This window comes from Bacillus cereus group sp. BfR-BA-01331 (assembly GCF_022663915.1).
Classification (GTDB): Bacteria; Bacillota; Bacilli; order Bacillales; family Bacillaceae_G; genus Bacillus_A; species Bacillus_A mycoides.
Genome location: NZ_JAKUGJ010000001.1, coordinates 604,491 through 629,665, shown reverse-complemented (window position 1 = coordinate 629,665; position 25,175 = coordinate 604,491). Strand labels below are relative to the sequence as shown.

The following is a 25,175-nucleotide window of genomic DNA, read 5'->3' as shown; positions in this document are numbered from 1 at the left end:
ACATTATTTTCTCGTATTTGTATAAAAATTTTTACAGTGTGTAAAAAAAACGATTCGATGTTCTTTTCATTTGCTCACTAATATTTTGAAGCAATCCGTAGTTTTCAAATAGTCCTTCCCACAAATAGCGGACAGAACTTTACTTTACCTTCCCTTATATATATATTCCCCACTATCCTTTCTCTAAAGTTATCTTTTGGCACGCTATTTGCTTTATTCAATACTGTGAAAAGGGGGAAATTAACATGAATTTAAGAATTAATAAAATCCAAAATCAACTACAAAAATATGAAATTGACGGATTACTTATTACTAAAAAAGAAAATCGCCAATATGCAACAGGCTTTACAGGCAGCGCTGGCGTCGTCTTAATCTCTGCGGATAAAGCGGTTTTTATAACTGATTTTCGCTATGTAGATCAAGCGAAATCACAAATAAAAGAAGCTGAAATTATTATGCATAAAGGAAATCTAGAAAAAGAAATCGCAAATCAAGTATCGAAATTAAACATTCAAAAACTTGGAATTGAAGAAAATAACATGACATTACAACAATATAAAAACTTACAAAAATACATACATGCGGAAATGGTGCAAGTGTGCGAAATCATCGAAGATATTCGCATTATTAAAGACACACCTGAAATAGAAACAATGAAAATTGCGGCTAATATTGCTGACGAATCATTTCACCACATCCTTACGTTTCTAAAGCCAGGAATAAGTGAGACTGATGTCCGAGATGAATTAGAATTTTTCATGCGAAAGAAAGGGGCTACATCCTCATCATTTCAAATTATTGTAGCTTCTGGCGTTCGCTCTTCACTTCCTCATGGCGTTGCATCGAATAAAATAATCGAGCACGGCGATATCGTTACCTTAGATTTCGGTGCACTTTATAACGGGTATTGTTCCGATTTAACACGTACTGTAGCGATTGGCGAACCATCGGAAGAATTCAAAAAAATATATAATGTTGTATTAGAAGCATTAAAGCGTGGAACTGCAGCCATTAAACCTGGAGAAACTGCGAAAAGTATCGATGATATAACGAGAGATTACATTACAGAACATGGATACGGTCAATATTTCGGCCACTCTACTGGTCATGGGCTTGGATTAGAAATTCATGAACCTCTCCGTCTATCCCAAGAAAGTAAGGCTACTTTAGAAGAAGGTATGGTTGTTACAGTTGAACCCGGTATTTATATACCAAACTGGGGCGGGTGTAGAATTGAAGATGATATTGTCATCACAAAAGAGGGCTATGAGGTTATTACAAAGGCAAATCGGGAACTAATTGTCATTCCCTGTTAAAAATCATGAACTTTTTAACAGGAGTTTTTTCTTTACACATAGAATTCCTTCTCTGGAGTAATTGTTTAAAGAGGGGGAATTTTAATTGAACTTTGTAATCGATAAGGTAGATGGTTTACAAGTTGAGTTTTCAAAACTTGTTTCCATGATGAATTACGCTCGCTATACAACAATGCAGGCTGTCGAAGGCTTAACAATTGAAGAACTTGATTATTTATATGATGATGAAGCAAATTCAATTGGTATGCTTTTGTACCATATGGCTGCTATTGAATTTTACTACCAAATTCATACTTTTGAAGATCGTGAACCAACAGATGCTGAATTAGAACGTTGGTTACCTGCTGTTGAGTTAGGAAATCTTGGACGTGAGAAAATAAAAGGCAACTCAATAGAATTTTACATAAATACGTTACAAGAAGTGCGCTCTAAAACGATCGAAACATTTCAGTCTTTACCTGACGAATGGCTATTTAAAACGACCGACTTTTGGCATGACAAACCAGCAAATAACTACTTTAAATGGTTTCACGTATTTGAAGATGAGATCAACCATCGCGGACAAATTCGTTTAATTAAAAAGATGCAAAAAGCTCATTCAGTAAAGTAAGAAAATGCCACCGAATAAGGTGGCATTTTCTTTTATTCATTAACGAATAACTTTTCGTTTACTTTTTTAGCAATCACTGCTACCGCTATTAAAGTGAATATTAAGTATAACCATTTTGCAACAAGTAACCACCCTTGAAAAATTGCTATGTCATTCATTTGTTCATAACCTTTTATTAGCAAGAACGGAATCGTACTAATTATTATGACAAACTCAATACTATAAATAATTTTCTTTTTCCGACTATACGTTTTCCACTCTTTCCAGCGGTACAAGGGAGCAAAAATCAATACTCCTATACATAATATTACTGGTACCCATTCACTTTTAAGAAATTGCCCCGAAATAACTGATAATAGTAAACAACCTAGCACACCATAATATCCTATTTTCTCTCTCATTCGTACTCCCCCATTCTACTTCTCCTCTAATATGTAACTCGCTATGCTTATAACAAATTTCAGAAAAATAACTACTACAATTACAATATAAAGACCTTTTGCAGACGACATCCATTGTTGAAAAATAGACATTTTCTCCATTTGCTTCTGCCCTTCTATTAAAATAAATCCTACGAAAAATGAGCAAACAACAATGATACCTATCATAATTCCGATACTTTTCTTACTATATTGTTTCATATCATCCCAGTTATATAAAAGGATAAATACAAATCCGAAAACAGGTATGATACTGATCCATTCATTGTTTGTAAACAGGTTTAAAATGATTAATAGACTACAAGATATAACGAATCCCCAAAATCCAATTTCTTTGCGCATAAGCCCTCCTTTAATTCCATTTTTAGGATTAATTGTATTGTAACATCCATTTATTGTTCTTACCATTACAGTACATGAAATTTCACTTTTTTTCTTTGTCCTATACTCACATACTTTCACTGCTTCCATACAATGAACTACACGAATGCCTAAAGGATGTGAATGTTATGGGAGTTGAATTAACGCTTTTACATGCTCTCTATGTTCTTTGTTTACTCACTATTATTACCTTTTTTATTTTTAGAAAAGATACGACGATCATTTGTATCGTTTTTATCTTTTTATTAGCATTAACCGCTACAAGTTCTATCCCTCTTGCTATTAGCGGTATTTTTCAAAGTTTCATTTACGCCATTACTGAGCTATTACCAACTATATTAATCATCTCCATTATCGTATCAATGAGCAATCTACTCGTTCATACCGGCATAAATGATACGATGATTTCACCATTTACAAAGATGATTCGGACACCTGCACATGCCTACTGGATTATCGGTCTTTTAATGATGACAATTTCCTTTTTCTTTTGGCCTTCTCCAGCTGTCGCCTTAATGGGGGCCATTTTATTACCAGTCGCTGTACGCGTCGGCCTTCCGCCAATTGGAGTCGCAATCGCTATGAACTTATTCGGACACGGCATCGCCTTATCTGGTGACTTCGTAATTCAAGGTGCACCGAAATTAACTGCAGACGCTGCTGGTCTTCCTGTTTCCAGCGTTGTTTCAGCCAGTGTTCCCCTCGTTATCGTTATGGGTATTGTGACAACTTCCGTCGCATTTTTCTTCTTACGAAAAGAATTTCATACAGGCTTATCTATACAAGAATCTATTCCATCAACTGAGTCTTCTAAAACGCTCACTTCATTATCTTCTCGGACAAAAAAATGGCTCGCTATTGGTATTCCGATCGTATATGCCATAGATATTCTTTGCATGATTCAATTTAAACTACAAGGAAGCGACGCCACTGCACTTATCGGCGGGACGACTGTTATTATGATTATCATCATTTCTCTCATCGCCTACAAAGGTAATGGACTGAATAAAACGACCGATTATTTTATAGAAGGGCTCCAATTTGGATTTAAAATCTTTGGTCCAGTTATCCCAATTGCTGCACTCTTTTATTTAGGAGATAGCGGCTTTGTGAAAATTATCGGGGACTATTTACCGAAAGGTTCACATGGAATCATTAACGACTTAGGAATCGCCTTATCTCAAACTGTTCCTTTAAACCAATATGTATCGGCGGGAACATTAACTATCGTTGGTGTCATAACAGGCTTAGATGGATCTGGATTTTCCGGTATATCACTTGCTGGTTCGATTGCAAACCTTTTCGGAACAGCACTTGGGCATGGAACAGCTACATTAACAGCACTCGGGCAAATTGCAGCAATCTGGACCGGCGGTGGCACTTTAATTCCTTGGGCGCTTATTCCTGCCGCTGCCATATGCAAAGTAGATCCGTTTGAACTTGCACGCCGAAACTTTTTACCAGTTGTGATTGGCTTAATCGTCACCACGATCGTTGCGATGTTTATCCTGTAACGTAAGCAAGATAATACTTGCTTACGCCTTTTTAGGTTAAATATTGAAACATACTAACCTTCAAAAGGGTTTATTTATTACGTAGCGAAATTATATTAAGAGAGTATTTATTTCAAAACGTTTACGAGAAACAGATTACTTCAATTAGAAAAGGGGACATAACTATGAATGAATTGATTTTTGTCTTATTAATTTGTCCATTACTTATCTTTATCGTTTCTGTTATTGGAACACGTAGAACGAGAACGTACTATGTAATGCCAATTGTAACGTTTGCTAGTTTTTTAATAGTAGGTGCTATCGCCTTCCCTCCAAAGTTTTTCTTTTGGGTTGGCATGTATAGCATCTTCTCATTTATTATTTCTTATATGACTCTATTGTTTGTAAGAGGATATGAAGTTGTAGAAAACGCTAAATAGTTATTAGCGAGGAGATTGTAATATGATTTTCTTTGATGTCGATGGAACTTTACTTGATTATGAGACTGCTGAAAGAAATGGTATTATAGATTTCTTTCAAATATATAATACTATTTTTTCAGGTAATGAATTAGAGGCCACGAAACTATGGCATGAATTATCCGAACAATATTTCAACAAATTTTTATCCAAAGAATTATCTTTTCAAGAACAACAAGGGATGCGAATGTATCATTTATTTAAAACATATGGAGTAAACTTATCACCCGGGGAATCTCAGCACAAATTCAATCAATATATAGAACTATATAAGAACAACTGGGCCGCGTTTGAAGATGTACACTATACATTACAGACCTTGCAGCAAGGAGGGCACTCATTAGGTATCATTAGCAATGGTGACTATGATCAACAAGTCGAAAAATTAACTGCTCTAAACATTCTACAATATTTCAAATACATATTTACTTCTAGTGAAATTGGTATATCGAAACCAGACCCTGAAATTTTTCAAAGAACTGTATTACAATCGAATCTTGAAATGAAAAATTGCTATTATATTGGCGATCGATTAGAAACAGATGCAATTAGTAGTACAGCAGCTGGAATGCAAGGGATATGGTTAAATCGGGATAACTTGCAACTCAAGTGTGATGTTCCTACTATCTATTCTTTACATGAAATTTTAACAATTATATAAAAAAGACGACCGCGTTCCCCCGCGATCGTCTTTTTTCGTGTTACGCTGTGATCCAAGCTTCATTAGCTGGATTTTTACGCCACTCTTGTAATTTTTTCGTTTCAGCTTGTCCGATCATACCTTTTTCTGCTGCAACTTCAGTTAATGCACTGTAATCACTTAAAGAATATGATGCTACGTTTGCTGCTTCTAGTTTCTCTTTTCCTGACTCAAGCTCGTATGTGAAGATTGATACGATTCCTAATACTTCACAGCCAGCTTCGCGAAGTGCTTCTACACATGTAATTGCACTACCGCCAGTTGAAATTAAGTCTTCTACTACTACTACTTTTTGACCTTTTTCAGCTTTTCCTTCGATTTGGTTCCCTTTACCGTGACCTTTTGCTTTACTACGCACGTAGCACATTGGTAAATCCATACGATCGCTTACCCATGCAGCGTGTGCAATACCAGCAGTTGCTGTTCCTGCAATAACTTCTACAGTTGGGAAGTGCTCTTTAATTAACTCTTCTAATCCAGCTGCAATCGCTTGGCGTACTTTTGGATAAGATAAAGTTAAACGATTATCACAATAAATTGGTGATTTTATACCAGAAGACCAAGTAAATGGGTCATTCGGTTGTAAAAATACTGCTCCAATTTCTAATAAATGCGATGCGATTTCTTTTTTCATACTGTTACACCTTCCCACTGTTGTTTTACTGTTTTATACGCTTCAAGCGGATTTTCTGCTTTTGTAATACTACGTCCTACTACGATGTAGCTTGAACCAAGTTCCCTCGCACGTTTCGGTGTTGCTACGCGCACTTGGTCATTTACATCATCGCTTGCAAGACGAATCCCCGGTGTTACTGTTACAAATTCATTTCCGCATACTTCACGTAATTTTGGTACTTCAAGTGTTGAACAAACAACGCCATCAAGTCCACTTTCTTTCGTTAATTTTGCATAATGAGCAACCGCTTCTTCTAACGTTTTCTCAATGCCAATCTCTTTTTTCATCATAGCTTCCGAAGTACTTGTTAATTGTGTAACGGCAATACAAATCGGTCTCTCTTTTCCTTCTTGCTTACCTTCCTCTAATCCCTCAATCGCAGCTTTCATCATACTGCTTCCCCCAGCAGCATGAACATTTACCATATCTACATCTAGACTAGCTAGGCTACGCATAGCGCTTTTTACTGTATTCGGAATATCATGAAGTTTTAAATCTAGAAAGATTTTATGTCCTTTTTCTTTTAAGTACGTAATAATTGCAGGACCCTCTTTGTAAAACAACTCCATACCAACTTTGACAAATAACTCTTCCCCTTCAAAGTGACGTAAGAATTGTTCTACCTCTTTCTTACCTGGAAAATCCAGTGCAACGATTAGCGACTGTGACATGTTTGCTTCCAGCTCCTTCCTTGACATTCCGAAATGTGATCAAATCCTAATTCATCTAGTAATGCGGGTAACTCTTCAATAATTGTTGGACATACGAACGGATCGATAAAGTTCGCCGTTCCAACTGCAACCGCGCTTGCGCCAGCATAGAAGAATTCAATTACATCTTCCGCTGTTTCAATACCACCCATTCCGATGATCGGAATGTTAACCGCTTGACTTACTTCATGTACCATACGAATTGCTACTGGCTTAATCGCAGGCCCTGATAGTCCGCCCGTACGGTTTGCTAAAATTGGTTTTGCAGTTTTTAAATCTAGACGCATACCAAGCAATGTATTAATCATCGTTAAACCGTCCGCACCCGCATTTTCAATTGCTTTTGCAATTTCCACAATGTTTGCCACGTTCGGTGACAATTTCACATATACCGGTACTTCAGAAACCTCTTTTACTCGCTTCGTTAAATCAGCAGCAATTTCAGGATTTGTACCAAAAGCGATACCACCCGTTTTTACGTTTGGACAAGAAATATTTAATTCTAGCGCATGAACATTAGGTGCCTTTGAAATCGCCTTCGCAACCGCTACGTAATCCTCAGCTTGTGAACCCGCAACGTTTGCAATAATCGGAAGATCAAATTGCTCGAGAAAAGGTAATTCAGAATTCATTACCTTTTCTAATCCAGGATTTTGAAGCCCGATTGCATTTAGCATTCCGCCTGGTGTTTCAGCAACACGAGGCGTTGGGTTTCCATAACGAGGTTGTTCTGTTGTCGCTTTAATCATAATTGATCCAAGTACACTTAAATCATAGAACTGTGCATACTCACGACCAAATCCGAAACAACCAGATGCTGGGATGATTGGATTTTTTAATGATAACCCTGGTAATTCAACTTGCAATCTGTTCATAGTACAACCTCCCCGATTGGAAATACTGGTCCGTCGCTACACACCTTCTTGTAAGAATGTCCACTCGGATCTGCTTGCAAATGGCATACACATGCGAAACATGCTCCGATACCACAGCCCATACGTTCTTCTAATGAAATGTAGGCTTTTCTCTCCTTATAGCGTCCTTCTAATGCACGAAGCATCGCTAAAGGTCCACATGAGTAGAGAATGTCAAAGTCAATTCCATAGCTATCGATTACATCTGTTACAAACCCTTTTGTACCATGTGTACCATCAACAGTTGCAACATACGTATCACCAAGTTCTGCGAATTTCTCTTCATAGAAGACAACATCTTTCGTTTGGAAACCTAAGATGTGAATAACGCGTACTCCTTTTGCTACAAGACGCTGTGACAATTCATATAGTGGTGGTACACCAATTCCTCCACCAACTAATAGAGCCGTTTGTCCAGATTCCGCTTCTTCTACAGGAAATCCATGACCAAGTGGTCCTAACACATCTACAAGTTCACCTTGTTTTCTTTTCGCTAATGTTTTTGTCCCTTGTCCTTCCGCACGATATAGCATTGTAAATTCGTTCTTGTCTTGATCGACATTACAAATACTAATTGGGCGGCGCAGAAGGGGCGTAATGCCCTCTGCTACCTTAATGTGTACAAACTGCCCTGGATCGTTCATTTGCTGCACTAAATCCCCTTGAAGCACTAATTCGTAAATGTTTTTTGCGATTTCTTTTTGGTTAACGACGATCATATTTTGCTTTTGCATCATGCATGTACCACCTCGTGACGCTTCGTTTGCGTAATTTCTTTCATTGAATGAGCTGAGAATGTCATAGATTCTAATACTCCCAAGATTGCTCTCGTTGTATCAAGTGATGTTAAGCAAGCCACACCATTTTCTACTGATTCACGGCGAATGCGGAAACCATCACGCGCTGGTTGTTTGCCTTTTGTTAATGTATTGATTACAAACTGTGCTTTCCCTTGACGAATAATATCAAGTAAGTTGTAGTCTTCAGAATCAATTTTGTTTACAACTTGCACCGGAATGTTTTGTTCTGTTAGCGATTGTGCTGTTCCTGCTGTTGCTAATAAGTTATAGCCGATTTCATGGAAGCGTTTTGCAATTTCCAGCGCTTCTTCTTTATCTTTATCCGCTACAGTGATGATTACTGATCCGTGCGTTGGAATGTTAATTCCTGAAGCAACAAGTCCTTTATATAATGCTTTTTCAAGCGTTAAATCTTTACCCATTACTTCCCCTGTTGATTTCATTTCAGGCCCTAATGTTGTATCAACTGAGCGTAGTTTCGCAAATGAGAATACCGGTGCTTTTACATACACTTCCTTCTCTTCTGGGTGATAGCCAGTTCCATATCCTTGTTCTACAAGGTTTTGACCTAAAATAACTTTCGTTGCGATATTTGCCATCGGTACGCCTGTAATTTTACTTAAGAATGGTACTGTACGGCTCGCACGTGGATTTACTTCAATTACATACACTTCATCTTTGAATACTACAAACTGAATGTTTAGTAATCCAACAATGTTTAAACCTTTTCCAAGCCCAATTGTATGTTCAATAATTTGTTCTTTTAGTTTTTCAGATAAGCTCTGTGGTGGATATACTCCAATTGAATCCCCAGAGTGAACTCCAGCGCGTTCGATATGTTCCATAATACCTGGAATGAATACATTCTCACCGTCTGAAATTGCATCTACTTCAATTTCTTTACCAACCATATAACGGTCGATTAATACTGGGTGATCTGCGTGAACTTTAACCGCATTTTTCATGTAGTGCAGTAATTCTTCTTGACGATATACGATTTCCATCGCACGTCCACCTAGTACGTAAGATGGTCTTACTAATACTGGGTAACCAATTTTGTCAGCGATCGCTACTGCTTGCTCTACAGTCGTTGCTGTTTTACCAACTGGTTGCGGGATACCAAGCTTTGTTAAAGCTGCTTCAAACTTATCACGATCTTCTGCACGGTCTAAATCTTCAAGTGATGTTCCTAAGATTTTCACACCGTGTGCTTCTAATTTAGCCGCTAAGTTAATTGCCGTTTGTCCACCAAATTGGACGATAACACCTTCTGGCTTTTCTAAATCGATAATGTGCATTACATCTTCGATTGTTAATGGTTCAAAGTATAATTTGTCAGAAATACTGAAGTCTGTTGAAACTGTTTCTGGGTTGTTATTAACAATGATTGCCTCATACCCAGCTTCTTTTATTGCCCATACAGAGTGAACTGTTGCATAATCAAACTCAACACCTTGACCAATACGGATTGGACCAGATCCTAGTACAACTACACTCTTACGATCTGTTACAATCGATTCATTCTCGTCACCATATGTGCTGTAGTAGTATGGTGTTGCAGATTCAAACTCTGCCGCACAAGTATCTACCATCTTATAAACAGGAGTCATATTGCTTTCTTTACGCATATCGTAAATTTCACGCTCTGTTTTGTTCCAAGCATTGGCGATGTAATGGTCACTGAAGCCCATTTCTTTTGCAGATTGTAACACTTCCATATTTCCTACATTCGCTTTTACTTCGCGTTCCATGTTTACGATATTTTCAACTTTTTGTAAGAAGAAGAAGTCCATTTCACACCATTCGTTGATTTCTTCTTTCGTTACACCTTGACGGATCGCTTCTGCTACAACGAACAGACGCTCGTCATCAGCTTTTATAATACGCTTTTTCATCGTTTCTTTATCAAGCTCTTTTAAGTGGTCTAACTCTAGGTGATAAACGCCAAGCTCTAAAGAACGGATCGCTTTTAATAATGATTGTTCTAAGTTACGTCCAATTGACATAACTTCACCAGTTGCCTTCATTTGTGTACCAAGTGTTCTGTTTGCTGATTCAAACTTATCAAATGGCCAACGTGGAATTTTTGAAACAACATAGTCTAATGCTGGCTCGAAGCAAGCGTATGTTTTTTGTGTTACTGGGTTTATAATTTCATCTAATGTTAAACCGACTGCAATTTTCGCCGCTAGCTTTGCAATTGGATATCCAGTTGCTTTAGATGCTAGTGCAGACGAACGACTCACACGCGGGTTTACTTCGATTACATAGTATTGGAAGCTATGTGGATCAAGTGCAAGCTGAACGTTACATCCACCTTCAATTCCTAATGCACGAATAATTCTTAATGAAGTGTTTCGTAACATTTGATACTCACGGTCACTTAATGTTTGGCTCGGTGCTACAACGATAGAATCACCTGTGTGAACCCCAACCGGATCGATATTTTCCATGTTACATACTACAATCGCGTTATCATTCGAATCGCGCATTACTTCATATTCAATTTCCTTACAACCAGCAATACTCTTTTCTAATAAACATTGTGTTACTGGACTATGTTTTAATCCACCTGATACGATTTCAATTAGTTCTTCTTCATTATTACAGATTCCGCCACCTGTTCCCCCCATTGTAAATGCTGGGCGAACAATAACTGGATAACCAATTTCTTTTACAAATTCATGTGCTTCTTCCAGCGTATGAATAATCGTACTAGATGGAATTGGTTCATTTAATTCCTGCATTAATGTACGGAATAAATCACGATCCTCGGCTTGCTCGATTGCTGATAATTTTGTTCCTAAAATTTCAACTCCGCACTCTTCAAGTATGCCTGATTTCGCAAGTTCAACCGCCATGTTTAGGCCTGTTTGACCACCTAATGTTGGTAAGAGTGCATCTGGGCGTTCTTTACGAATAATACGGCTTACGAATTCTAATGTTAATGGTTCTATATATACTTTATCTGCTGTTGCAGTATCTGTCATAATTGTTGCTGGGTTAGAGTTAACAAGGATTACTTTGTAACCTTCTTCTCTAAGAGATTGACAAGCTTGTGTTCCAGAATAATCAAACTCTGCTGCTTGCCCAATTACAATTGGTCCTGATCCGATTACTAAAATTGTGTTAATGTCTAGGCGTTTTGGCATAACTCTTCCCCTTCTTTCTTGAAGTTTTCAATCATTGCTAAGAAATCTTCGAATAAATCATTTGCATCTTCTGGTCCTGCAGAAGCTTCTGGATGGTATTGCACTGTAAATGCGGGGAACTTCGTATGACGAAGACCTTCTACTGTTCCATCATTTAAAGCAACATGTGTAATTTCCAGTTCTGTATTTCCAACTGATTCTTCTTCTACTGCGTAACCATGGTTTTGAGATGTAATTGCCACTTTTCCAGTTGCAAGATTTTTTACTGGATGATTTAAACCACGGTGACCGAATTTTAACTTACTAGTATTCGCACCAGATGCTAGGGCGAACAATTGATGTCCTAAGCAAATCCCGAATAAAGGAACTTTACCAATAATGTCTTTTAACATTTCAATTGCTTCTGGTACATCTTTCGGGTCCCCAGGTCCATTACTTAACATAATTCCATCTGGGCTAAGACGTAAAATTTCTTCTGCTGTTGTATTGTAAGGTACAACAATTACATCACAATCACGCTTATTTAATTCTCGTAAAATACCATGTTTCATTCCGAAGTCTACAAGTACAACGCGATGTCCACGGCCTGGACTTGGGTATGGATCTTTTGTTGATACGCGTTTCACATGATCTGTAAAGACAGTTGCTTTCAATTGGCTAACGATGTCCTCTACATCCACATCCATATTGCAAAGACGTCCGCGTAAAGTTCCATATTGACGAATTTTTCTTGTTAATTTTCTCGTATCAATTCCCTCTAATCCTGGGATGTTTCTTTCTTTTAAGTAATCATTTAACGAAATTTCATTACGGAAGTTTGATGGGTGATCACAAATTTCATTTACGATTAAACCATTTACAGATGGGTGAATCGATTCAAAATCGTCACGGTTGATGCCGTAGTTTCCGATTAATGGGTACGTAAACGTTACGATTTGACCGCAATATGATGGATCAGATAATGTTTCTTGATATCCAGTCATTCCTGTTGTGAATACAACCTCACCTGACTTTTCAATTTCTCCTCCGAAACCTTTTCCAATTAATACTGTTCCATCTTCTAAGATAAGTTGTCTTTTCATACTAATGCACTCTCCTTTTGCCATGCGATCTTACCACCAACGATTGTCATTACCGGCCATCCTTGGCATTTCCAACCTGCGAATGGTGTATTTTTTCCTTTTGATAAGAATGTTGTTGGATCAATCTCTTCTTCTTGTTCTAAATCAATGATTGTAATATCAGCTGTTCTACCTTCTTTCAGGCGACCTGCTTCTAAGCCGAATGTATCAGCTGGCTTTTCTGTTAAGAATTGAATTAACTGCTCTAATGTAATAATTCCTTTTTTCACAAGGTTTGTGTATAGAAGCGGGAATGCTGTTTCAAAACCAGTAATTCCGAATGGTGCTCTTTCAATTCCTTGTGCTTTCTCTTCCGCTGTATGCGGTGCATGATCAGTTGCGATCATATCGATTGTTCCATCTAATAAACCTTCAATTAGTGCTGCGTGATCTTCTTTTCCACGAAGCGGTGGGTTCATTTTAAAGTTAGGATCAGCTGATGGGATATCATCTTCACATAACACTAAGTGATGAGGTGTTACTTCTGCTGTCACCTTAATTCCAGCACGTTTCGCGTCACGGATTACACGTACAGATCCTTTCGTACTTACGTGACATACGTGGTAGTGACAATTTGCCGCTTCAGCAAGCAGTATATCCCTTGCAATATGTACAGATTCACATACTGATGGGATACCGTTTAATCCGTGTTTCTCAGAAAACTTCCCTTCATGTACACAACCTTTATTAATAAGAGTATTCTCTTCACAGTGTGCAACTACTGCCATATTTAATTTTGATGCACGCTTCATAGCCGCTAACATCATGCTTGCATCTTGCACGCCTACGCCATCATCAGTGAAAGCAAACGCTCCAAGTTCTTTTAACGTTTCAAAATCGGTCATTTCAGAACCCGCTTGGCGTACTGTAATTGCTCCATATGGTAATACATTTACATGTGCTTTTTCTTTAATACGCTTTTGCAGGTCTTCCATATGTTCTTTACAATCTGGTACTGGGCGTGTGTTTGGCATTGCGCAAATTGTAGTAAATCCACCTTTTGCTGCTGCAAGTGTTCCTGTTTCAATTGTTTCTTTATGTTCACCACCTGGTTCACGAAGATGAACGTGTACATCTACTAATCCAGGTGCGATTAACTTTCCATTTACATCGATTACTTCAGCATTATCTGCCGTAATATTTTCTGCTACCTTCGCAATTTTACCGTCTTGTACGAGAAGATCTGTTGCTACAATTGTTCCTTCTTCATTCATATAACGACCGTTTTTAAACAAATAATTCATGTTTCATTCCTCCTAATACATTTGGTAATGCGCGTTTTAGTACAGCCATTCTTACGTAGACCCCGTTTTCCATTTGCTTGAATATGCGTGAGCGTTCACACTCGACAAGTTCACTTGCAATTTCAACATCACGGTTTACAGGGGCTGGATGCATAATAATGCTTCCTTCTTTCATACGTTTTTCTCTTTCAACTGTTAACCCATGTTGCTCGTGATATTCTTTCATAATGTCTGTTTCATAATGGTCATGACGCTCATGTTGTACACGAAGTAACATCATCACATCCACTTCTGGAACAAGTTCATCTAAACTCTTGTACGTTCCAAATGTGTTCTCTTCATCTTTCCACTCTTCTGGGCTTGCAAAGTAAATTGTCGCGCCCAGTTTCGTTAATGCTTCTGCATTAGAACGTGCTACTCGGCTATGCCGAACATCCCCAACTATTGCAATCTTCAAACCTTCAAATCTTCCAAACTCTTGTTTAATTGTTAGAAGATCGAGTAGACATTGCGTTGGATGATTTCCACATCCATCTCCAGCGTTCAAGATTGGAATATTCACCTGATCTTTTAATTCATCGAAGTAACGATCTTGCTCATGGCGGATGACTACCGCTTTTGTTCCGATTGATTCTAGTGTTCTTATCGTATCGTATAAAGTTTCTCCTTTTTGTACGCTAGATGCATCTGCGGAAAAGTCTAATACTTCAAGCCCTAATCTCTTCTCAGCAACTTCAAAGCTAAATCTCGTCCTCGTACTATTCTCAAAGAACAAGTTCGCAACAAATGTTTGCTCTGTCGTTTTGCTCTCTTTCCCATTCGCGAAATCTTCTGCGTCTTTTAGAATTTCTGAAATTTCTACTTCCGATAATTCACTCATCGTTAACAAATGGCTCATCGTCATCCCTCATCTTTCTGATTTTTATGTTACCACTTTTGTATTTTTATAACAATACCTGCATAAAAATACCCTAGTCGTGTGAGACTAGGGTGCATGAAAGAAGCCACCCTTTCCGGTCTCACAGGACTGAATTAAAAGGTTATTATTATGAAGCAATCTGCTTAGATTGTTTTATTTGTTTCGTTTCCGGTAGTAGTAGATTTAATAGTACACCTACAATTGCTGCTAGCGCCATTCCTTCTACTTGGAACGATTCACCTACGTGCAGTACCGCCCCGCCAATACCGATTACTAGTATTACTGATGCAATCATTAAGTTTCGTTTGTCACTTAAGTCTGTTTTATCATCTACCATCATGCGTAAACCGCTTGATGCGATTACACCGAATAGTAAGATTGATACACCACCCATAACTGGTGTTGGAATCGAATGAATCAGTGCTGAAATTTTCCCGATAAATCCAAACATAATTGCGAACACTGCTGAACCGATGAATAAGTATACACTGTATGCTCTCGTAATTGCTAGCACACCGATGTTTTCACCGTACGTTGTATTCGGTGGTCCACCTATTAGTGATGCGATTAATGTTGCTACCCCATCACCGAATATTGAACGGTGTAAGCCTGGTTTTTCAATTAAATCTCTTTTAATAACATTTCCAAGTACAATTTGATGTCCGATATGTTCTGAAATTGTTACTAGTGCAACTGGTACCATTAAGAGTACAATTTTCCATGAAAACTCCGGAGTGTATGTTACAAACGGTACTGTGAAGTCTGGTATGACAAACCATTTTGCCTCAGCTACTGGCTTTAAATCTACTAGCCCTTGGAAGTAAGCGAATATATACCCGCCGATGATTCCAAGTAGCACTGGTATGATACTGAAAAATCCTCTCCCGAATATGGAGCAAATGATTGTAATTGCTAATGTTACTAATGCTACTGAAAAGTGTGTAATGCTATACTTACCATCCGCACCGTTCATCGCCATATTAACTGCTGTATGTGCTAAAGCTAGACCGATTACCATTACGACTGGACCAACTACGATTGGCGGAAGTAATTTCATAATCCACCCTGATCCTGACTTCTTAATTCCGAGTGAGATTAAGATGTACACAAGTCCTGCAAACAAACCACCGAGCATTGCTGCTCCAGGTCCACCTGCTGTTTTCGCTGTTATAATCGGTGCGATAAAGGCGAATGATGATCCTAGATAGGCAGGTACTTGACCTTTTGTTATAAGAAGAAACGCTAGCGTTCCTAATCCACTTGATATTAATGCTACTGACGGATTCAATCCTGTTAAAAACGGAACAAGCACTGTTGATCCAAACATCGCGAACAAATGTTGTATACTTAAAAATAACCATTTTCCCGGTTTCGGTACTTCATTAACGTCTAATACTGGCTTTTGTTCCATTGTTACATCCTCCTTCAGTTTAATTCTTTGCAATAAAAAAACTCTTTGTGCCTGTGCACAAAGAGTCCTACACTTTCGTATGCCAAATTTGACATATGAAAGCCAAGACCCTTTGGCAGCCTCACAGGACTACATTTAAAAGGGCTTTACTTATCGTATATGCTTACTCGATCTTGTTGATCTGTCTCTTGCAAATCAACTTCGATACGCTCTTCACTAGATGTTGGAATGTTCTTTCCTACATAATCAGCGCGAATTGGTAATTCACGATGACCTCTATCAACAAGAACAGCCAATTGGATTTGTGATGGTCTACCTAAATCCATAAGAGCATCCATTGCTGCTCGAACTGTTCTTCCTGTATATAACACATCATCCACAAGGATAACTTTTTTCTTCGTAATATCTACAGGAATATCAGAACCTTTTACAAGTGGTTCTTTATGTTTCGATTGTAGTGTTAAATCATCACGATACAACGTAATATCTAACTCTCCTACTTCCATCTCTTTTCCTTCAATTTGACCAATTCGTTCTGCCAAACGTTGTGCAATAAAAATTCCACGTGTTTTTATTCCGACAAGAACACAATTATCGACACCTTTATTTCGTTCCACGATTTCATGACTAATTCGTGTTAAAGCGCGGCGAATCATTTGGTCATCTAAAACGACAGCTTTCTCTTGCATGCTCTACACCTCCAAGCTTTTTTTCTTGCGTGAGAGTAATGGTATAAAAAAAGTCCTCTCAGCGTGTGCGAGAGGACTTTTGAAAAAAGGGTACAACATACCCTAAGTATTTCAAACCGTTACCTTCTCAACCTCACGGGGCTGTGTTAAAGGATCATTATTTAACTGTTGTCAGTATCTCAGTTTTCTTATGATTTGTCAATACTATTTCCGTAAAATATTTAGCGCTTCTTCAAACACTTCTGGAATCGGTGCCTCAAACTCAATATATTCACCAGTACGAGGGTGATCGAAACCTAAAATCCCTGCATGAAGTGCTTGTCCATTCATATCTAATGTTTTCTTCGGACCATACTTTGGATCCCCTGCAAGTGGATAACCAATATATTTCATATGAACACGAATTTGGTGTGTACGTCCCGTTTCTAAGCGGCATTCTACAAGTGTGAAATCCTTAAATCGCTCTAACACTTGGAAATGTGTAACTGCATTCTTACCATTTTCATCAACAGTCATACTTTGACGTTCTTTTTTATCACGACCAATTGGAGCGTCAATTGTTCCTTTATCATGTGGAATTACACCATGTACAATCGCTTTATAGCGTCTTGTTACCGTTTTTGCTACAAGTTGATTTACAAGTGATTCATGCGCCACATCATTTTTAGCAACCATTAATAATCCAGATGTATCCTTATCAATACGGTGCACTATACCAGGACGCATTACACCGTTAATACCTGATAGGTCTGTACAATGATGCATAAGTCCGTTTACAAGCGTACCCTTCGTATGCCCTGGTGCTGGATGTACTACCATGCCACGCGGCTTATTTACAACTAGTACATCGGCATCTTCATAATAAACTTCTAAATTCATATCTTCCGGTTGAATATCTAACTCTTCTGGCTCGGGAATTGTTACTGTAATTTCATCATTTCCTTTTACTTTATAATTCCCTTTAACCGACTTCCCATTTACTGTCACAACAGCATCTTTAATCCATTGCTGCACTTGTGAACGTGACCATTCACTGTTTATTTCTGCAACGAATTTATCAATTCGCTCGCTTTTTTGTTCTTCTGCAACTGTTACTTGTACTACTTCACTCATTCAATTACTCCTTCGCTTTCTTTCCTTCTAATACTGTTTGAATAATAATTAATACAACTCCAATACATAATGCTGAGTCAGCTATATTGAATACCGGATAGTTGTACGAGAAAATATACACGTGAATGAAATCCACTACTTCTTGTCTAAATACACGATCAATAAAATTGCCAATTGCTCCGCCTAAAATTAGACCTAATGAAATACCTAGAAGCTTGTCCGTTTTCGCATATTTTTTCATATAAAATACGATAAATGCTACGAAAATGACTGTAATAATGTAGAAAAACCACATTTTATTTTCTAAAATACCCCAGGCAGCTCCTCTATTTCGATGAGATGTTATGTATAATACATTATCGATAATCGGAATGCTCGTACCCAATTCCATGTTCTTTACAATTAGCCACTTCGATATTTGATCGATGGCAATGACAAATAACGCTATTACATAATATATCATTTTCATTTCCCCCACAAAGACAGTGTACCTCAAAATTTTAGCATAGCTGCTACCTTTTCACAATGAACCTTTGTAGAAGAATAAAATAAATTAAAAAAAGGTAACATAATATCGTTGTGCGTATTCATACATTTACCTTTTCATAGAAAAATTCATGAATAGTACGAGCAGTCGGCATTGTTTTCATTTGTTTTGTAGAAATCGCTCTTCCAGTTTCTTCACAAATACCGTACATATCTATTTCCATTTTAAACAATGCACGTTCTACATCTTTTAAATCCTCTTTTATATCATGTAATAGCAATTTTTTCTTTGTCTCTTCCTTTATTTCGTATCCAAGTTCTTGCCCAAATTCCATATAGTATGTGTGCATTGCTTCTTTAGCCAGTCTATCTTGCAACTCTTTTCTCATCAATTGCAATTCTTCTTTTATTTCCATATAAATTTCATTCACGTGTACATTCCTCCCAGCTGCAATGTACAATTAGTGTGTCCGAAATTTCCACGCTTACCTCACACACATTTTTCCTTCATAGGAAAGAGAGTGAAAGTTATTTCGATATATCATCAACAAAAAACTGACTGCTATTATGAGCAGTCAGCTTTTTTCATTATTTTACATAATTTTCTTTAACAACCGTTGCACAACGCTCACATAATGTTTCATGTTCTGCATCTTTACCAATTGTTTCTGAAACAACCCAACAACGTTCACACGTCTCACCTGTCGCCTGTGCTACAACTACAGCTGTATGCTCATACTTTGGTGCTTCTGTTGGCGCTTCTTCAATTGTACCACCAAGTTTATACTCAGAGACGATGAATAATTGCTTTAAGTCTTCGCTAATAGACTCTAACATAGCCTTCATTTCTACAGTCGGATATAGCGTAATGCTCGCATTTAATGACTTACCAATTACCTTCTCATTACGAGCTACTTCTAACGCTTTTAAAACGTCATCACGTAATGTCATAAATGCATCCCATTTTGCTCTTAACGCTTCTGAACCCTCTACTTCTGTAGCTTCTGGCATATTAGTTAACTGTACGCTTTCTTCTTCTGCACCAGGAACATATGGCCATACTTCATCAGCTGTATGAGGTAAGATTGGCGTTACAAGTTTCGTTAATGCAACAAGAACATCATATAATACAGTTTGAATTGCACGACGATCCGCGTGATCTGCACCTTCAATGTATAAAATGTCTTTTGCAAAGTCTAAGTAGAATGAACTTAGATCAATTGTACAGAAGTTGTGAATTGCATGATATACAGCAGCAAAGTCATATGTTTCATATGCATCTTTTACTTTTGTAATTAAGTCATTTAACTTCACTAACATGTAACGATCTACTTCACGAAGTTCAGCTACCGCTACTGTATTTTCACTTGGATTAAAATCATCTAAGTTTCCTAATAAGAAACGGAATGTGTTACGGATTTTACGATACACTTCTGCTACTTGTTTTAAAATATCATCTGAAATACGTACATCAGATTGATAGTCAACAGAAGATACCCATAAGCGTAAAATGTCTCCGCCTAATTGATCCATAATTTTCTTCGGTACGACGATGTTTCCAATCGACTTACTCATTTTACGTCCGTCACCATCTAGTACGAAACCATGGCTTAGTACGCCTTTATACGGAGCTTTACCAGTTACAGCAACTGCTGTTGATAATGAAGAGTTAAACCAACCACGATACTGGTCAGATCCTTCTAAATATAAATCAGCTGGACGTTGTAAGTCTTCGCGCTCTTCTAATACCGCTTGGTGAGAAGAACCTGAATCGAACCATACATCCATGATGTCTGTTTCTTTACGGAATTCACCATTTGGGCTACCTGTATGTGTAAATCCTTCTGGTAATAAATCTTTCGCTTCACGCTCGAACCATACGTTAGAACCGTGCTCACGGAATAAATCTGCTACATGATTAATTGTTTCATCTGTAATAATTGGATCACCATTTTCTGCATAGAATACAGGAATTGGCACACCCCATGCACGCTGACGAGAAATACACCAGTCACCACGGTCACGAACCATATTATGAAGACGAGTTTCTCCCCATGCTGGTACCCATTTTGTTTCCGCAACAGCTTCTAATAATTCTTTACGGAACGCTTCAATAGATGCAAACCACTGCGCTGTCGCACGGAAAATAATTGGTTTTTTCGTTCTCCAATCATGTGGGTATGAATGCGTAATGAATGTTAGTTTCAGTAACGCGCCTACTTCTTCTAATTTTTCCGTAATTGGCTTGTTAGCTTTATCATAGAATAAGCCTTCAAATCCAGGTGCTTCATTTGTTAATACACCTTTATCATCAACTGGGCAAAGTACTTCTAAGCCATACTTTTTACCAACAACGAAGTCATCTTCCCCGTGTCCTGGTGCTGTATGAACACAACCTGTACCTGCATCTGTTGTTACGTGCTCTCCTAGCATAACTAATGAGTCACGATCGTAGAATGGATGTTTTGCAACTGTATACTCAAGTTCGCTACCTTTTACCGTTTTCACAACTTCAGCATTTTCCCACTCTAACGTTTTTGCAACTGTCTCAAATAGTTCAGAAGCGATGATATATTTCTCATCATTTACTTTCACAATAGCATATTCAAGTTCTGGGTGAACAGAAATACCTAAGTTTGCAGGTAACGTCCAAGGCGTTGTTGTCCAAATAATGTATTTCTCATCACCTTCTAATACGTTCTTTCCATCTTTTACAGGGAATGCTACGTAAATAGATGCTGATTTTTTATCTTGGTATTCAATTTCAGCTTCTGCTAAAGCTGATTCACTCGTTGGAGACCAGTAAACTGGTTTTTGTCCTTTATAGATATAACCTTTTTTCGCCATGTCACCAAACACTTTAATTTGTTGTGCTTCATAAGCTGGCTCTAAAGTAATATATGGATTATCCCAATCTGCACGTACACCTAAACGCTTAAATTGTTCACGTTGACGTTCTACTTGCTCATATGCATACTCTGCACATAACTTACGGAACTCAGCAACTGTCATTTCTTTACGCTTTACACCTTTATTTGTTAAAGCTTGCTCAATTGGTAAACCGTGTGTATCCCAACCTGGTACATATGGTGCACAGTATCCAGTCATTGATTTAAAACGAACAATAAAGTCTTTTAACACTTTATTTAGTGCATGTCCCATATGGATGTCACCATTCGCATATGGAGGTCCATCATGTAGTACAAATAAAGGACGACCTTTCGTATGTTCTTGTACCTTTTCATAAATATTCATTTCAGCCCATTTTTCTTGCATTGCAGGCTCACGTTTCGGTAAATTCCCACGCATCGGGAACTCTGTTTTTGGCATTAGTAATGTATTTTTGTACTCCATGCTCAATTCCTCCTTAAATATATAAACGACAGACCTTAAAAAAGGGAATAAAAAAGAGACCTCTCATCCCCAAAAAGGGACGAGAAAGTCTCCCGCGGTACCACCCTAGTAGACCATATACAAATGCATAAGGTCCTCTTTATATTCTTAACGCGAATATACGCCTACGCTTACTAAATTTGTTCAGCGCGGAACTCCAGGGTGATATTCCCATCATCTCCTTATCCTGAGCTTACACCATCCTCAGTTCGCTATATAAGGTATGAAAAAGGTACTTATCCCTATCTTCGTTTTTCTTAATAAATATGCTGTTTAAAATTATATGTAATAATGAGAAAAACGTCAAGCTTACACTGTTTCTTCTTTTTTCAACAGTTCGTCCACTTCGTCTTCTAATTCAATTAGTTTATCCCAATCATCGTTGTTTAACATTTCAAGTTGTGTTTCTAATAACATACGGAAACGAGTTCGGAATACTTTCGCTTGTTTCTTCAACTCTTCAATATCAAAAGCAACTTTTCTTGATTTCACTAACGCTTCATTAATGATACGATCTGCATTTTTTTCTGCTTCACGTACAATTAATTTTGCTTCTTTTTGTGCATTACGCTTCACTTCTTCAGCAGCTTCTTGTGCGACAATGATAGATTTGTTCAGCGTATCTTCAATATTAGAAAAATGATCTAACTTTCCTTCTAATTGTGCAACCTTTTCTTCTAAAGCTTTTTTCTCACGAATGACTAATTCATAATCTTTGATGATTTGATCAAGAAACTCATTTACTTGATCTTCATCGTAGCCACGAAACCCGCGACCAAATTCTTTGTTATGAATATCTAATGGTGTTAACGGCACAACGCCACCTCCAAGTAGTTATCTAAATTTCCTCTTTCAATTATATCTTTTCTTCGACAAAATAAGAGAATTTCCTTCTAAAAAACCAATCATTTTAGTATACCATACAAAACTCTCCATTTGTCGCGCTTCGTTTTACCTTCTACAGAAAATAATTTACTTCGTCCATACCCTCTAACCGAGAAAACATCCCCAGGAAAACATTCATACGAAGTTTGCTCTACTGTTTTCCAATTGACTTTTACTAAGCCACCTTTTATAAGAGGCTGTACCTTCTGCCTAGATATATGTAGCATTTCAGCTAATAAAACATCTAGACGAAGTGACGAAACAGTCCCAGATTTTTCTCCCCATTTTTCACCTACACGCAAAATTTTCTCTACTTGTATAGGAGAGAGTGTGACTTTCATTTTCCCTATTGATTGTAAGTTCATTTCAATATACGATACAACTTCTTTGGCAACTGCAATTTGGGCACGGTCTTCTTGAAGCAAAATATCACCACATTTTTCCCTTGTTAAACCAAGCGACATGAATGCACCTAATATTTGCCTATGTTCTAGCGTAAAAAACTTGGAAGGATAGTCAATTTCTAATACTTCTACTTGAAATTCCTCTTCATTTAATTCTAGATAATCTGGATAAATTAGTGCTCTTTTCCGTTCGGCTTCAGGCATCGCACCATCAAACCGTACAGCTACATCTCCTTGCCCTATTACCATAGAAACAATTTGTTGCTGTCTTGGATCAAGAAAATCTGTTAACTTGACTTGATGGTACTCAGCAGCCTGTTTCCACTCTAATACTTTATCCACAAAGACCTCTTCATCAGGTCTAAAATGCTCATAGATGCTCATGTATTTAACCTCACACTATAAAAAATAGTTAAATAAACTCACTAAACCACCTCTAGCAAGTTTCAAGGCAACAATAGCAACAAGTGGAGAAATATCAATCATACCAAATGGTGGAATAAACCTCCTAAACGGCTCTAAATACGGTTCGCAAATACGCGCAAGAAAATCTCCAAAAGCTGATTCCTTTGCGCCAGGAAACCATGATAGGAGAATGTAAATAATTAGTGCCCACGAGTAAATCTCGATAGCAGTAAGTAACACTGTTAAAACTGTTGTCATGGCGTATTACCACCTCTTTATATTTGTCTCTTCTTCTTCACCGAATAACTCTGAAATCGCACCAACGATATCAACATTTTCAGGTGTACACATAAATGTTTTCGGGCCTATTTTTTGAATATCCCCGCCTATAGCGTATACAGTACCACTTAAAAAGTCAACGATACGTACAGCTTGATCTGTAGACATTCTTTGCAAATTAATTACAACAGCTCGTCTACCTTTTAAGTGATCCGAAATGCCTTGCGCTTCCGAATATGTACGTGGTTCTAGTAAAACAACTTTTGAAGATTGCTTCGCTGTTTCAATACTCACTACATTTTGCTTCGGTTGCACTTTCGCAAACGGAACATCTTGTTGTTCTGGGGGATCTTGTTGCTTTTTCATGTCTGTTTGCTCCTTTTCATAACTATATTGAGCTGCTTCTTTTTCTTCCGGTGTGTCAAAAAAGAAGTATTTTACTTTTGACCAACTCATAATAACTTTCTCCTTCCTCCTACGCTTTTCCTACTAAAACCGTTCCCAAACGAATATATGTAGCGCCTTCCTCAATTGCAATCGTGTAATCATTTGACATTCCCATTGATAATTCTTTACATGGTGCATGTAATAATTCTAGCTCCTGCACCTCTGTCTGTAGCATGCGCAATTCCTTAAAGCAGCGACGAATCTCTTCCTCTTCTCCTGTAAACGGAGCCATTGTCATTAATCCTACCACTTCAATCTTATCCAATTCTTGCAAACTTTGAATAAAAGAAATTGTTTCTTCTATCGCCAATCCTTGCTTTGATTCTTCAGATGATGTTTTCACTTGAATAAAGCATTTAACTTTCTTATCAGCACGTTTTTGAATTTCTTTTGCAAGCGAAAGACGATCTAATGAATGTAAATAATCAATCTCATTAATGATTTCTTTTACTTTTCTCGTTTGCAATGATCCAATAAAATGCCAATTCACTTTTGAACCGAAATGCTCGTATTTTTGTAAGAAACCTTCATTTCTATTTTCACCTAAATCAATAATTCCTGTTTCAATTACTTCGCTTGTTTTTTCAATCCCTACAGTTTTTGTAACTGCAACGAGCTTAATATCTTTCATCGAACGTCCAGCTCGTACACAAGATTCTTTAATTACTTCGTTTACATCTGCTAAATTCCCTTGCACTGTCACTTACT

Annotated in this window: 26 protein-coding genes and 1 other annotated feature; of the genes, 5 read left to right on the top strand and 21 right to left on the bottom strand. The window is 37.7% G+C overall.

From position 1 onward, the window contains the following. Positions 1-245 precede the first annotated feature (245 nt). Together MR155_RS03355 and MR155_RS03350 are read left to right on the top strand one after the other, a co-directional pair. Positions 246-1,316 carry a M24 family metallopeptidase gene (locus tag MR155_RS03355; protein ID WP_242307902.1) on the top strand — a complete coding sequence of 357 codons (1,071 nt, stop codon included), beginning with the start codon at positions 246-248 and terminating at the stop codon, positions 1,314-1,316. Positions 1,317-1,401: 85 nt separating this feature from the next. After that, positions 1,402-1,926 carry a DinB family protein gene (locus MR155_RS03350; protein ID WP_002066772.1) on the top strand — a complete coding sequence of 175 codons (525 nt, stop codon included), beginning with the start codon at positions 1,402-1,404 and terminating at the stop codon, positions 1,924-1,926. Positions 1,927-1,958: 32 nt separating this feature from the next. On the opposite strand, the gene MR155_RS03345 is transcribed toward MR155_RS03350, so the two are convergent. Beyond that, positions 1,959-2,327 (bottom strand): YoqO family protein, encoded by a 369-nt coding sequence (locus tag MR155_RS03345; RefSeq protein ID WP_242307900.1) that lies wholly within the window; start codon positions 2,325-2,327, stop codon positions 1,959-1,961. A gap of 15 nt (positions 2,328-2,342) precedes the next feature. After that, positions 2,343-2,774, bottom strand: coding sequence for a YoqO family protein (locus MR155_RS03340; protein ID WP_242308272.1), 432 nt, complete (start codon positions 2,772-2,774; stop codon positions 2,343-2,345). A 101-nt stretch (positions 2,775-2,875) separates the two neighbouring features. Here MR155_RS03340 and MR155_RS03335 point away from each other — a divergent pair, with 101 nt between their 5' ends. The 3 genes from MR155_RS03335 to MR155_RS03325 all read left to right on the top strand — a co-directional run bounded on the left by MR155_RS03335 (position 2,876) and on the right by MR155_RS03325 (position 5,380). Beyond that, positions 2,876-4,261, top strand: a complete 1,386-nt coding sequence (locus tag MR155_RS03335; RefSeq protein ID WP_242307897.1) for a hypothetical protein — start codon at positions 2,876-2,878, stop codon at positions 4,259-4,261. Between the two features lie 164 nt (positions 4,262-4,425). Beyond that, a complete protein-coding gene (locus MR155_RS03330; RefSeq protein WP_242307894.1) occupies positions 4,426-4,680 on the top strand; it encodes a YbeF family protein in 255 nt (84 codons plus the stop codon). A 22-nt stretch (positions 4,681-4,702) separates the two neighbouring features. Further along, positions 4,703-5,380, top strand: a complete 678-nt coding sequence (locus MR155_RS03325; RefSeq protein ID WP_242307890.1) for an HAD family hydrolase — start codon at positions 4,703-4,705, stop codon at positions 5,378-5,380. Positions 5,381-5,420: 40 nt separating this feature from the next. Here MR155_RS03325 and pyrE read toward each other — a convergent pair whose 3' ends face one another. From pyrE to MR155_RS03230, 19 genes are all read right to left on the bottom strand, one after another. Then, positions 5,421-6,053: an orotate phosphoribosyltransferase gene (gene pyrE / locus MR155_RS03320; RefSeq protein ID WP_002137968.1), complete on the bottom strand. Its 633-nt coding sequence runs from the start codon at positions 6,051-6,053 to the stop codon at positions 5,421-5,423. Continuing rightward, a complete protein-coding gene (gene pyrF / locus MR155_RS03315; protein WP_219303429.1) occupies positions 6,050-6,766 on the bottom strand; it encodes an orotidine-5'-phosphate decarboxylase in 717 nt (238 codons plus the stop codon). Before pyrF ends, pyrE begins: the two co-directional genes overlap by 4 nt. Beyond that, positions 6,751-7,680 carry a dihydroorotate oxidase B catalytic subunit gene (pyrD, locus tag MR155_RS03310; protein WP_002088238.1) on the bottom strand — a complete coding sequence of 310 codons (930 nt, stop codon included), beginning with the start codon at positions 7,678-7,680 and terminating at the stop codon, positions 6,751-6,753. Before pyrD ends, pyrF begins: the two co-directional genes overlap by 16 nt. After that, positions 7,677-8,456: a dihydroorotate oxidase B electron transfer subunit gene (gene pyrK / locus MR155_RS03305; protein WP_002088239.1), complete on the bottom strand. Its 780-nt coding sequence runs from the start codon at positions 8,454-8,456 to the stop codon at positions 7,677-7,679. The genes pyrD and pyrK overlap by 4 nt, the downstream gene beginning before the upstream one ends. Further along, positions 8,453-11,671: a carbamoyl-phosphate synthase large subunit gene (gene carB, locus MR155_RS03300; RefSeq protein ID WP_219303430.1), complete on the bottom strand. Its 3,219-nt coding sequence runs from the start codon at positions 11,669-11,671 to the stop codon at positions 8,453-8,455. The genes pyrK and carB overlap by 4 nt, the downstream gene beginning before the upstream one ends. Beyond that, positions 11,656-12,753 carry a carbamoyl phosphate synthase small subunit gene (locus tag MR155_RS03295; protein WP_242307888.1) on the bottom strand — a complete coding sequence of 366 codons (1,098 nt, stop codon included), beginning with the start codon at positions 12,751-12,753 and terminating at the stop codon, positions 11,656-11,658. Before MR155_RS03295 ends, carB begins: the two co-directional genes overlap by 16 nt. After that, positions 12,750-14,036 (bottom strand): dihydroorotase, encoded by a 1,287-nt coding sequence (pyrC, locus tag MR155_RS03290; RefSeq protein ID WP_219303432.1) that lies wholly within the window; start codon positions 14,034-14,036, stop codon positions 12,750-12,752. The genes MR155_RS03295 and pyrC overlap by 4 nt, the downstream gene beginning before the upstream one ends. Further along, positions 14,020-14,934, bottom strand: a complete 915-nt coding sequence (gene pyrB, locus MR155_RS03285; protein WP_033707132.1) for an aspartate carbamoyltransferase — start codon at positions 14,932-14,934, stop codon at positions 14,020-14,022. Before pyrB ends, pyrC begins: the two co-directional genes overlap by 17 nt. A 148-nt stretch (positions 14,935-15,082) precedes the next feature. Further along, positions 15,083-16,366: a uracil permease gene (uraA, locus tag MR155_RS03280; RefSeq protein ID WP_113937197.1), complete on the bottom strand. Its 1,284-nt coding sequence runs from the start codon at positions 16,364-16,366 to the stop codon at positions 15,083-15,085. Between the two features lie 146 nt (positions 16,367-16,512). After that, entirely contained in the window at positions 16,513-17,055 is a 543-nt protein-coding gene (gene pyrR / locus MR155_RS03275; RefSeq protein ID WP_001156489.1) for a bifunctional pyrimidine operon transcriptional regulator/uracil phosphoribosyltransferase, read from the bottom strand. A 204-nt stretch (positions 17,056-17,259) separates the two neighbouring features. Continuing rightward, on the bottom strand, positions 17,260-18,168 hold the full coding sequence (locus MR155_RS03270; RefSeq protein WP_002111420.1) for an RluA family pseudouridine synthase: 909 nt from the start codon (positions 18,166-18,168) through the stop codon (positions 17,260-17,262). Between the two features lie 4 nt (positions 18,169-18,172). Beyond that, on the bottom strand, positions 18,173-18,631 hold the full coding sequence (gene lspA, locus MR155_RS03265; RefSeq protein ID WP_002128849.1) for a lipoprotein signal peptidase LspA: 459 nt from the start codon (positions 18,629-18,631) through the stop codon (positions 18,173-18,175). A 124-nt stretch (positions 18,632-18,755) separates the two neighbouring features. Next, complete coding sequence (locus tag MR155_RS03260; RefSeq protein WP_033707130.1) at positions 18,756-19,085, bottom strand: TraR/DksA C4-type zinc finger protein; 330 nt, start codon at positions 19,083-19,085, stop codon at positions 18,756-18,758. Positions 19,086-19,242: 157 nt separating this feature from the next. Further along, on the bottom strand, positions 19,243-22,008 hold the full coding sequence (gene ileS2 / locus MR155_RS03255) for an isoleucine--tRNA ligase (protein WP_242307885.1): 2,766 nt from the start codon (positions 22,006-22,008) through the stop codon (positions 19,243-19,245). A gap of 72 nt (positions 22,009-22,080) precedes the next feature. After that, positions 22,081-22,305: a binding site (T-box leader), on the bottom strand. Between the two features lie 51 nt (positions 22,306-22,356). Continuing rightward, positions 22,357-22,863: a septum site-determining protein DivIVA gene (divIVA, locus tag MR155_RS03250; RefSeq protein ID WP_001131609.1), complete on the bottom strand. Its 507-nt coding sequence runs from the start codon at positions 22,861-22,863 to the stop codon at positions 22,357-22,359. A gap of 89 nt (positions 22,864-22,952) precedes the next feature. Continuing rightward, positions 22,953-23,720 (bottom strand): YlmH family RNA-binding protein, encoded by a 768-nt coding sequence (locus tag MR155_RS03245; protein WP_002033759.1) that lies wholly within the window; start codon positions 23,718-23,720, stop codon positions 22,953-22,955. A gap of 15 nt (positions 23,721-23,735) precedes the next feature. After that, positions 23,736-23,999 (bottom strand): YggT family protein, encoded by a 264-nt coding sequence (locus MR155_RS03240; RefSeq protein WP_002014720.1) that lies wholly within the window; start codon positions 23,997-23,999, stop codon positions 23,736-23,738. Between the two features lie 6 nt (positions 24,000-24,005). Next, a complete protein-coding gene (locus MR155_RS03235) occupies positions 24,006-24,476 on the bottom strand; it encodes a cell division protein SepF (protein ID WP_002014721.1) in 471 nt (156 codons plus the stop codon). 19 nt (positions 24,477-24,495) lie between these two features. After that, a complete protein-coding gene (locus MR155_RS03230) occupies positions 24,496-25,170 on the bottom strand; it encodes a YggS family pyridoxal phosphate-dependent enzyme (protein WP_002033757.1) in 675 nt (224 codons plus the stop codon). Positions 25,171-25,175 lie beyond the last annotated feature (5 nt).

Coding starts and splice junctions, on each gene's coding strand:
- MR155_RS03355 (WP_242307902.1), top strand. CDS start 246: ATGAATTTAAGAATTAATAAAATCCAAAATCAACTACAAAAATATGAA.
- MR155_RS03345 (WP_242307900.1), bottom strand. CDS start 2,327: ATGAGAGAGAAAATAGGATATTATGGTGTGCTAGGTTGTTTACTATTA.
- MR155_RS03340 (WP_242308272.1), bottom strand. CDS start 2,774: ATGGTAAGAACAATAAATGGATGTTACAATACAATTAATCCTAAAAAT.
- MR155_RS03335 (WP_242307897.1), top strand. CDS start 2,876: ATGGGAGTTGAATTAACGCTTTTACATGCTCTCTATGTTCTTTGTTTA.
- MR155_RS03330 (WP_242307894.1), top strand. CDS start 4,426: ATGAATGAATTGATTTTTGTCTTATTAATTTGTCCATTACTTATCTTT.
- MR155_RS03325 (WP_242307890.1), top strand. CDS start 4,703: ATGATTTTCTTTGATGTCGATGGAACTTTACTTGATTATGAGACTGCT.
- pyrE (WP_002137968.1), bottom strand. CDS start 6,053: ATGAAAAAAGAAATCGCATCGCATTTATTAGAAATTGGAGCAGTATTT.
- pyrF (WP_219303429.1), bottom strand. CDS start 6,766: ATGTCACAGTCGCTAATCGTTGCACTGGATTTTCCAGGTAAGAAAGAG.
- pyrD (WP_002088238.1), bottom strand. CDS start 7,680: ATGAACAGATTGCAAGTTGAATTACCAGGGTTATCATTAAAAAATCCA.
- pyrK (WP_002088239.1), bottom strand. CDS start 8,456: ATGATGCAAAAGCAAAATATGATCGTCGTTAACCAAAAAGAAATCGCA.
- carB (WP_219303430.1), bottom strand. CDS start 11,671: ATGCCAAAACGCCTAGACATTAACACAATTTTAGTAATCGGATCAGGA.
- MR155_RS03295 (WP_242307888.1), bottom strand. CDS start 12,753: ATGAAAAGACAACTTATCTTAGAAGATGGAACAGTATTAATTGGAAAA.
- pyrC (WP_219303432.1), bottom strand. CDS start 14,036: ATGAATTATTTGTTTAAAAACGGTCGTTATATGAATGAAGAAGGAACA.
- pyrB (WP_033707132.1), bottom strand. CDS start 14,934: ATGAGCCATTTGTTAACGATGAGTGAATTATCGGAAGTAGAAATTTCA.
- uraA (WP_113937197.1), bottom strand. CDS start 16,366: ATGGAACAAAAGCCAGTATTAGACGTTAATGAAGTACCGAAACCGGGA.
- pyrR (WP_001156489.1), bottom strand. CDS start 17,055: ATGCAAGAGAAAGCTGTCGTTTTAGATGACCAAATGATTCGCCGCGCT.
- MR155_RS03270 (WP_002111420.1), bottom strand. CDS start 18,168: ATGAGTGAAGTAGTACAAGTAACAGTTGCAGAAGAACAAAAAAGCGAG.
- lspA (WP_002128849.1), bottom strand. CDS start 18,631: ATGATATATTATGTAATAGCGTTATTTGTCATTGCCATCGATCAAATA.
- ileS2 (WP_242307885.1), bottom strand. CDS start 22,008: ATGGAGTACAAAAATACATTACTAATGCCAAAAACAGAGTTCCCGATG.
- MR155_RS03245 (WP_002033759.1), bottom strand. CDS start 23,720: ATGAGCATCTATGAGCATTTTAGACCTGATGAAGAGGTCTTTGTGGAT.
- MR155_RS03240 (WP_002014720.1), bottom strand. CDS start 23,999: ATGACAACAGTTTTAACAGTGTTACTTACTGCTATCGAGATTTACTCG.
- MR155_RS03235 (WP_002014721.1), bottom strand. CDS start 24,476: ATGAGTTGGTCAAAAGTAAAATACTTCTTTTTTGACACACCGGAAGAA.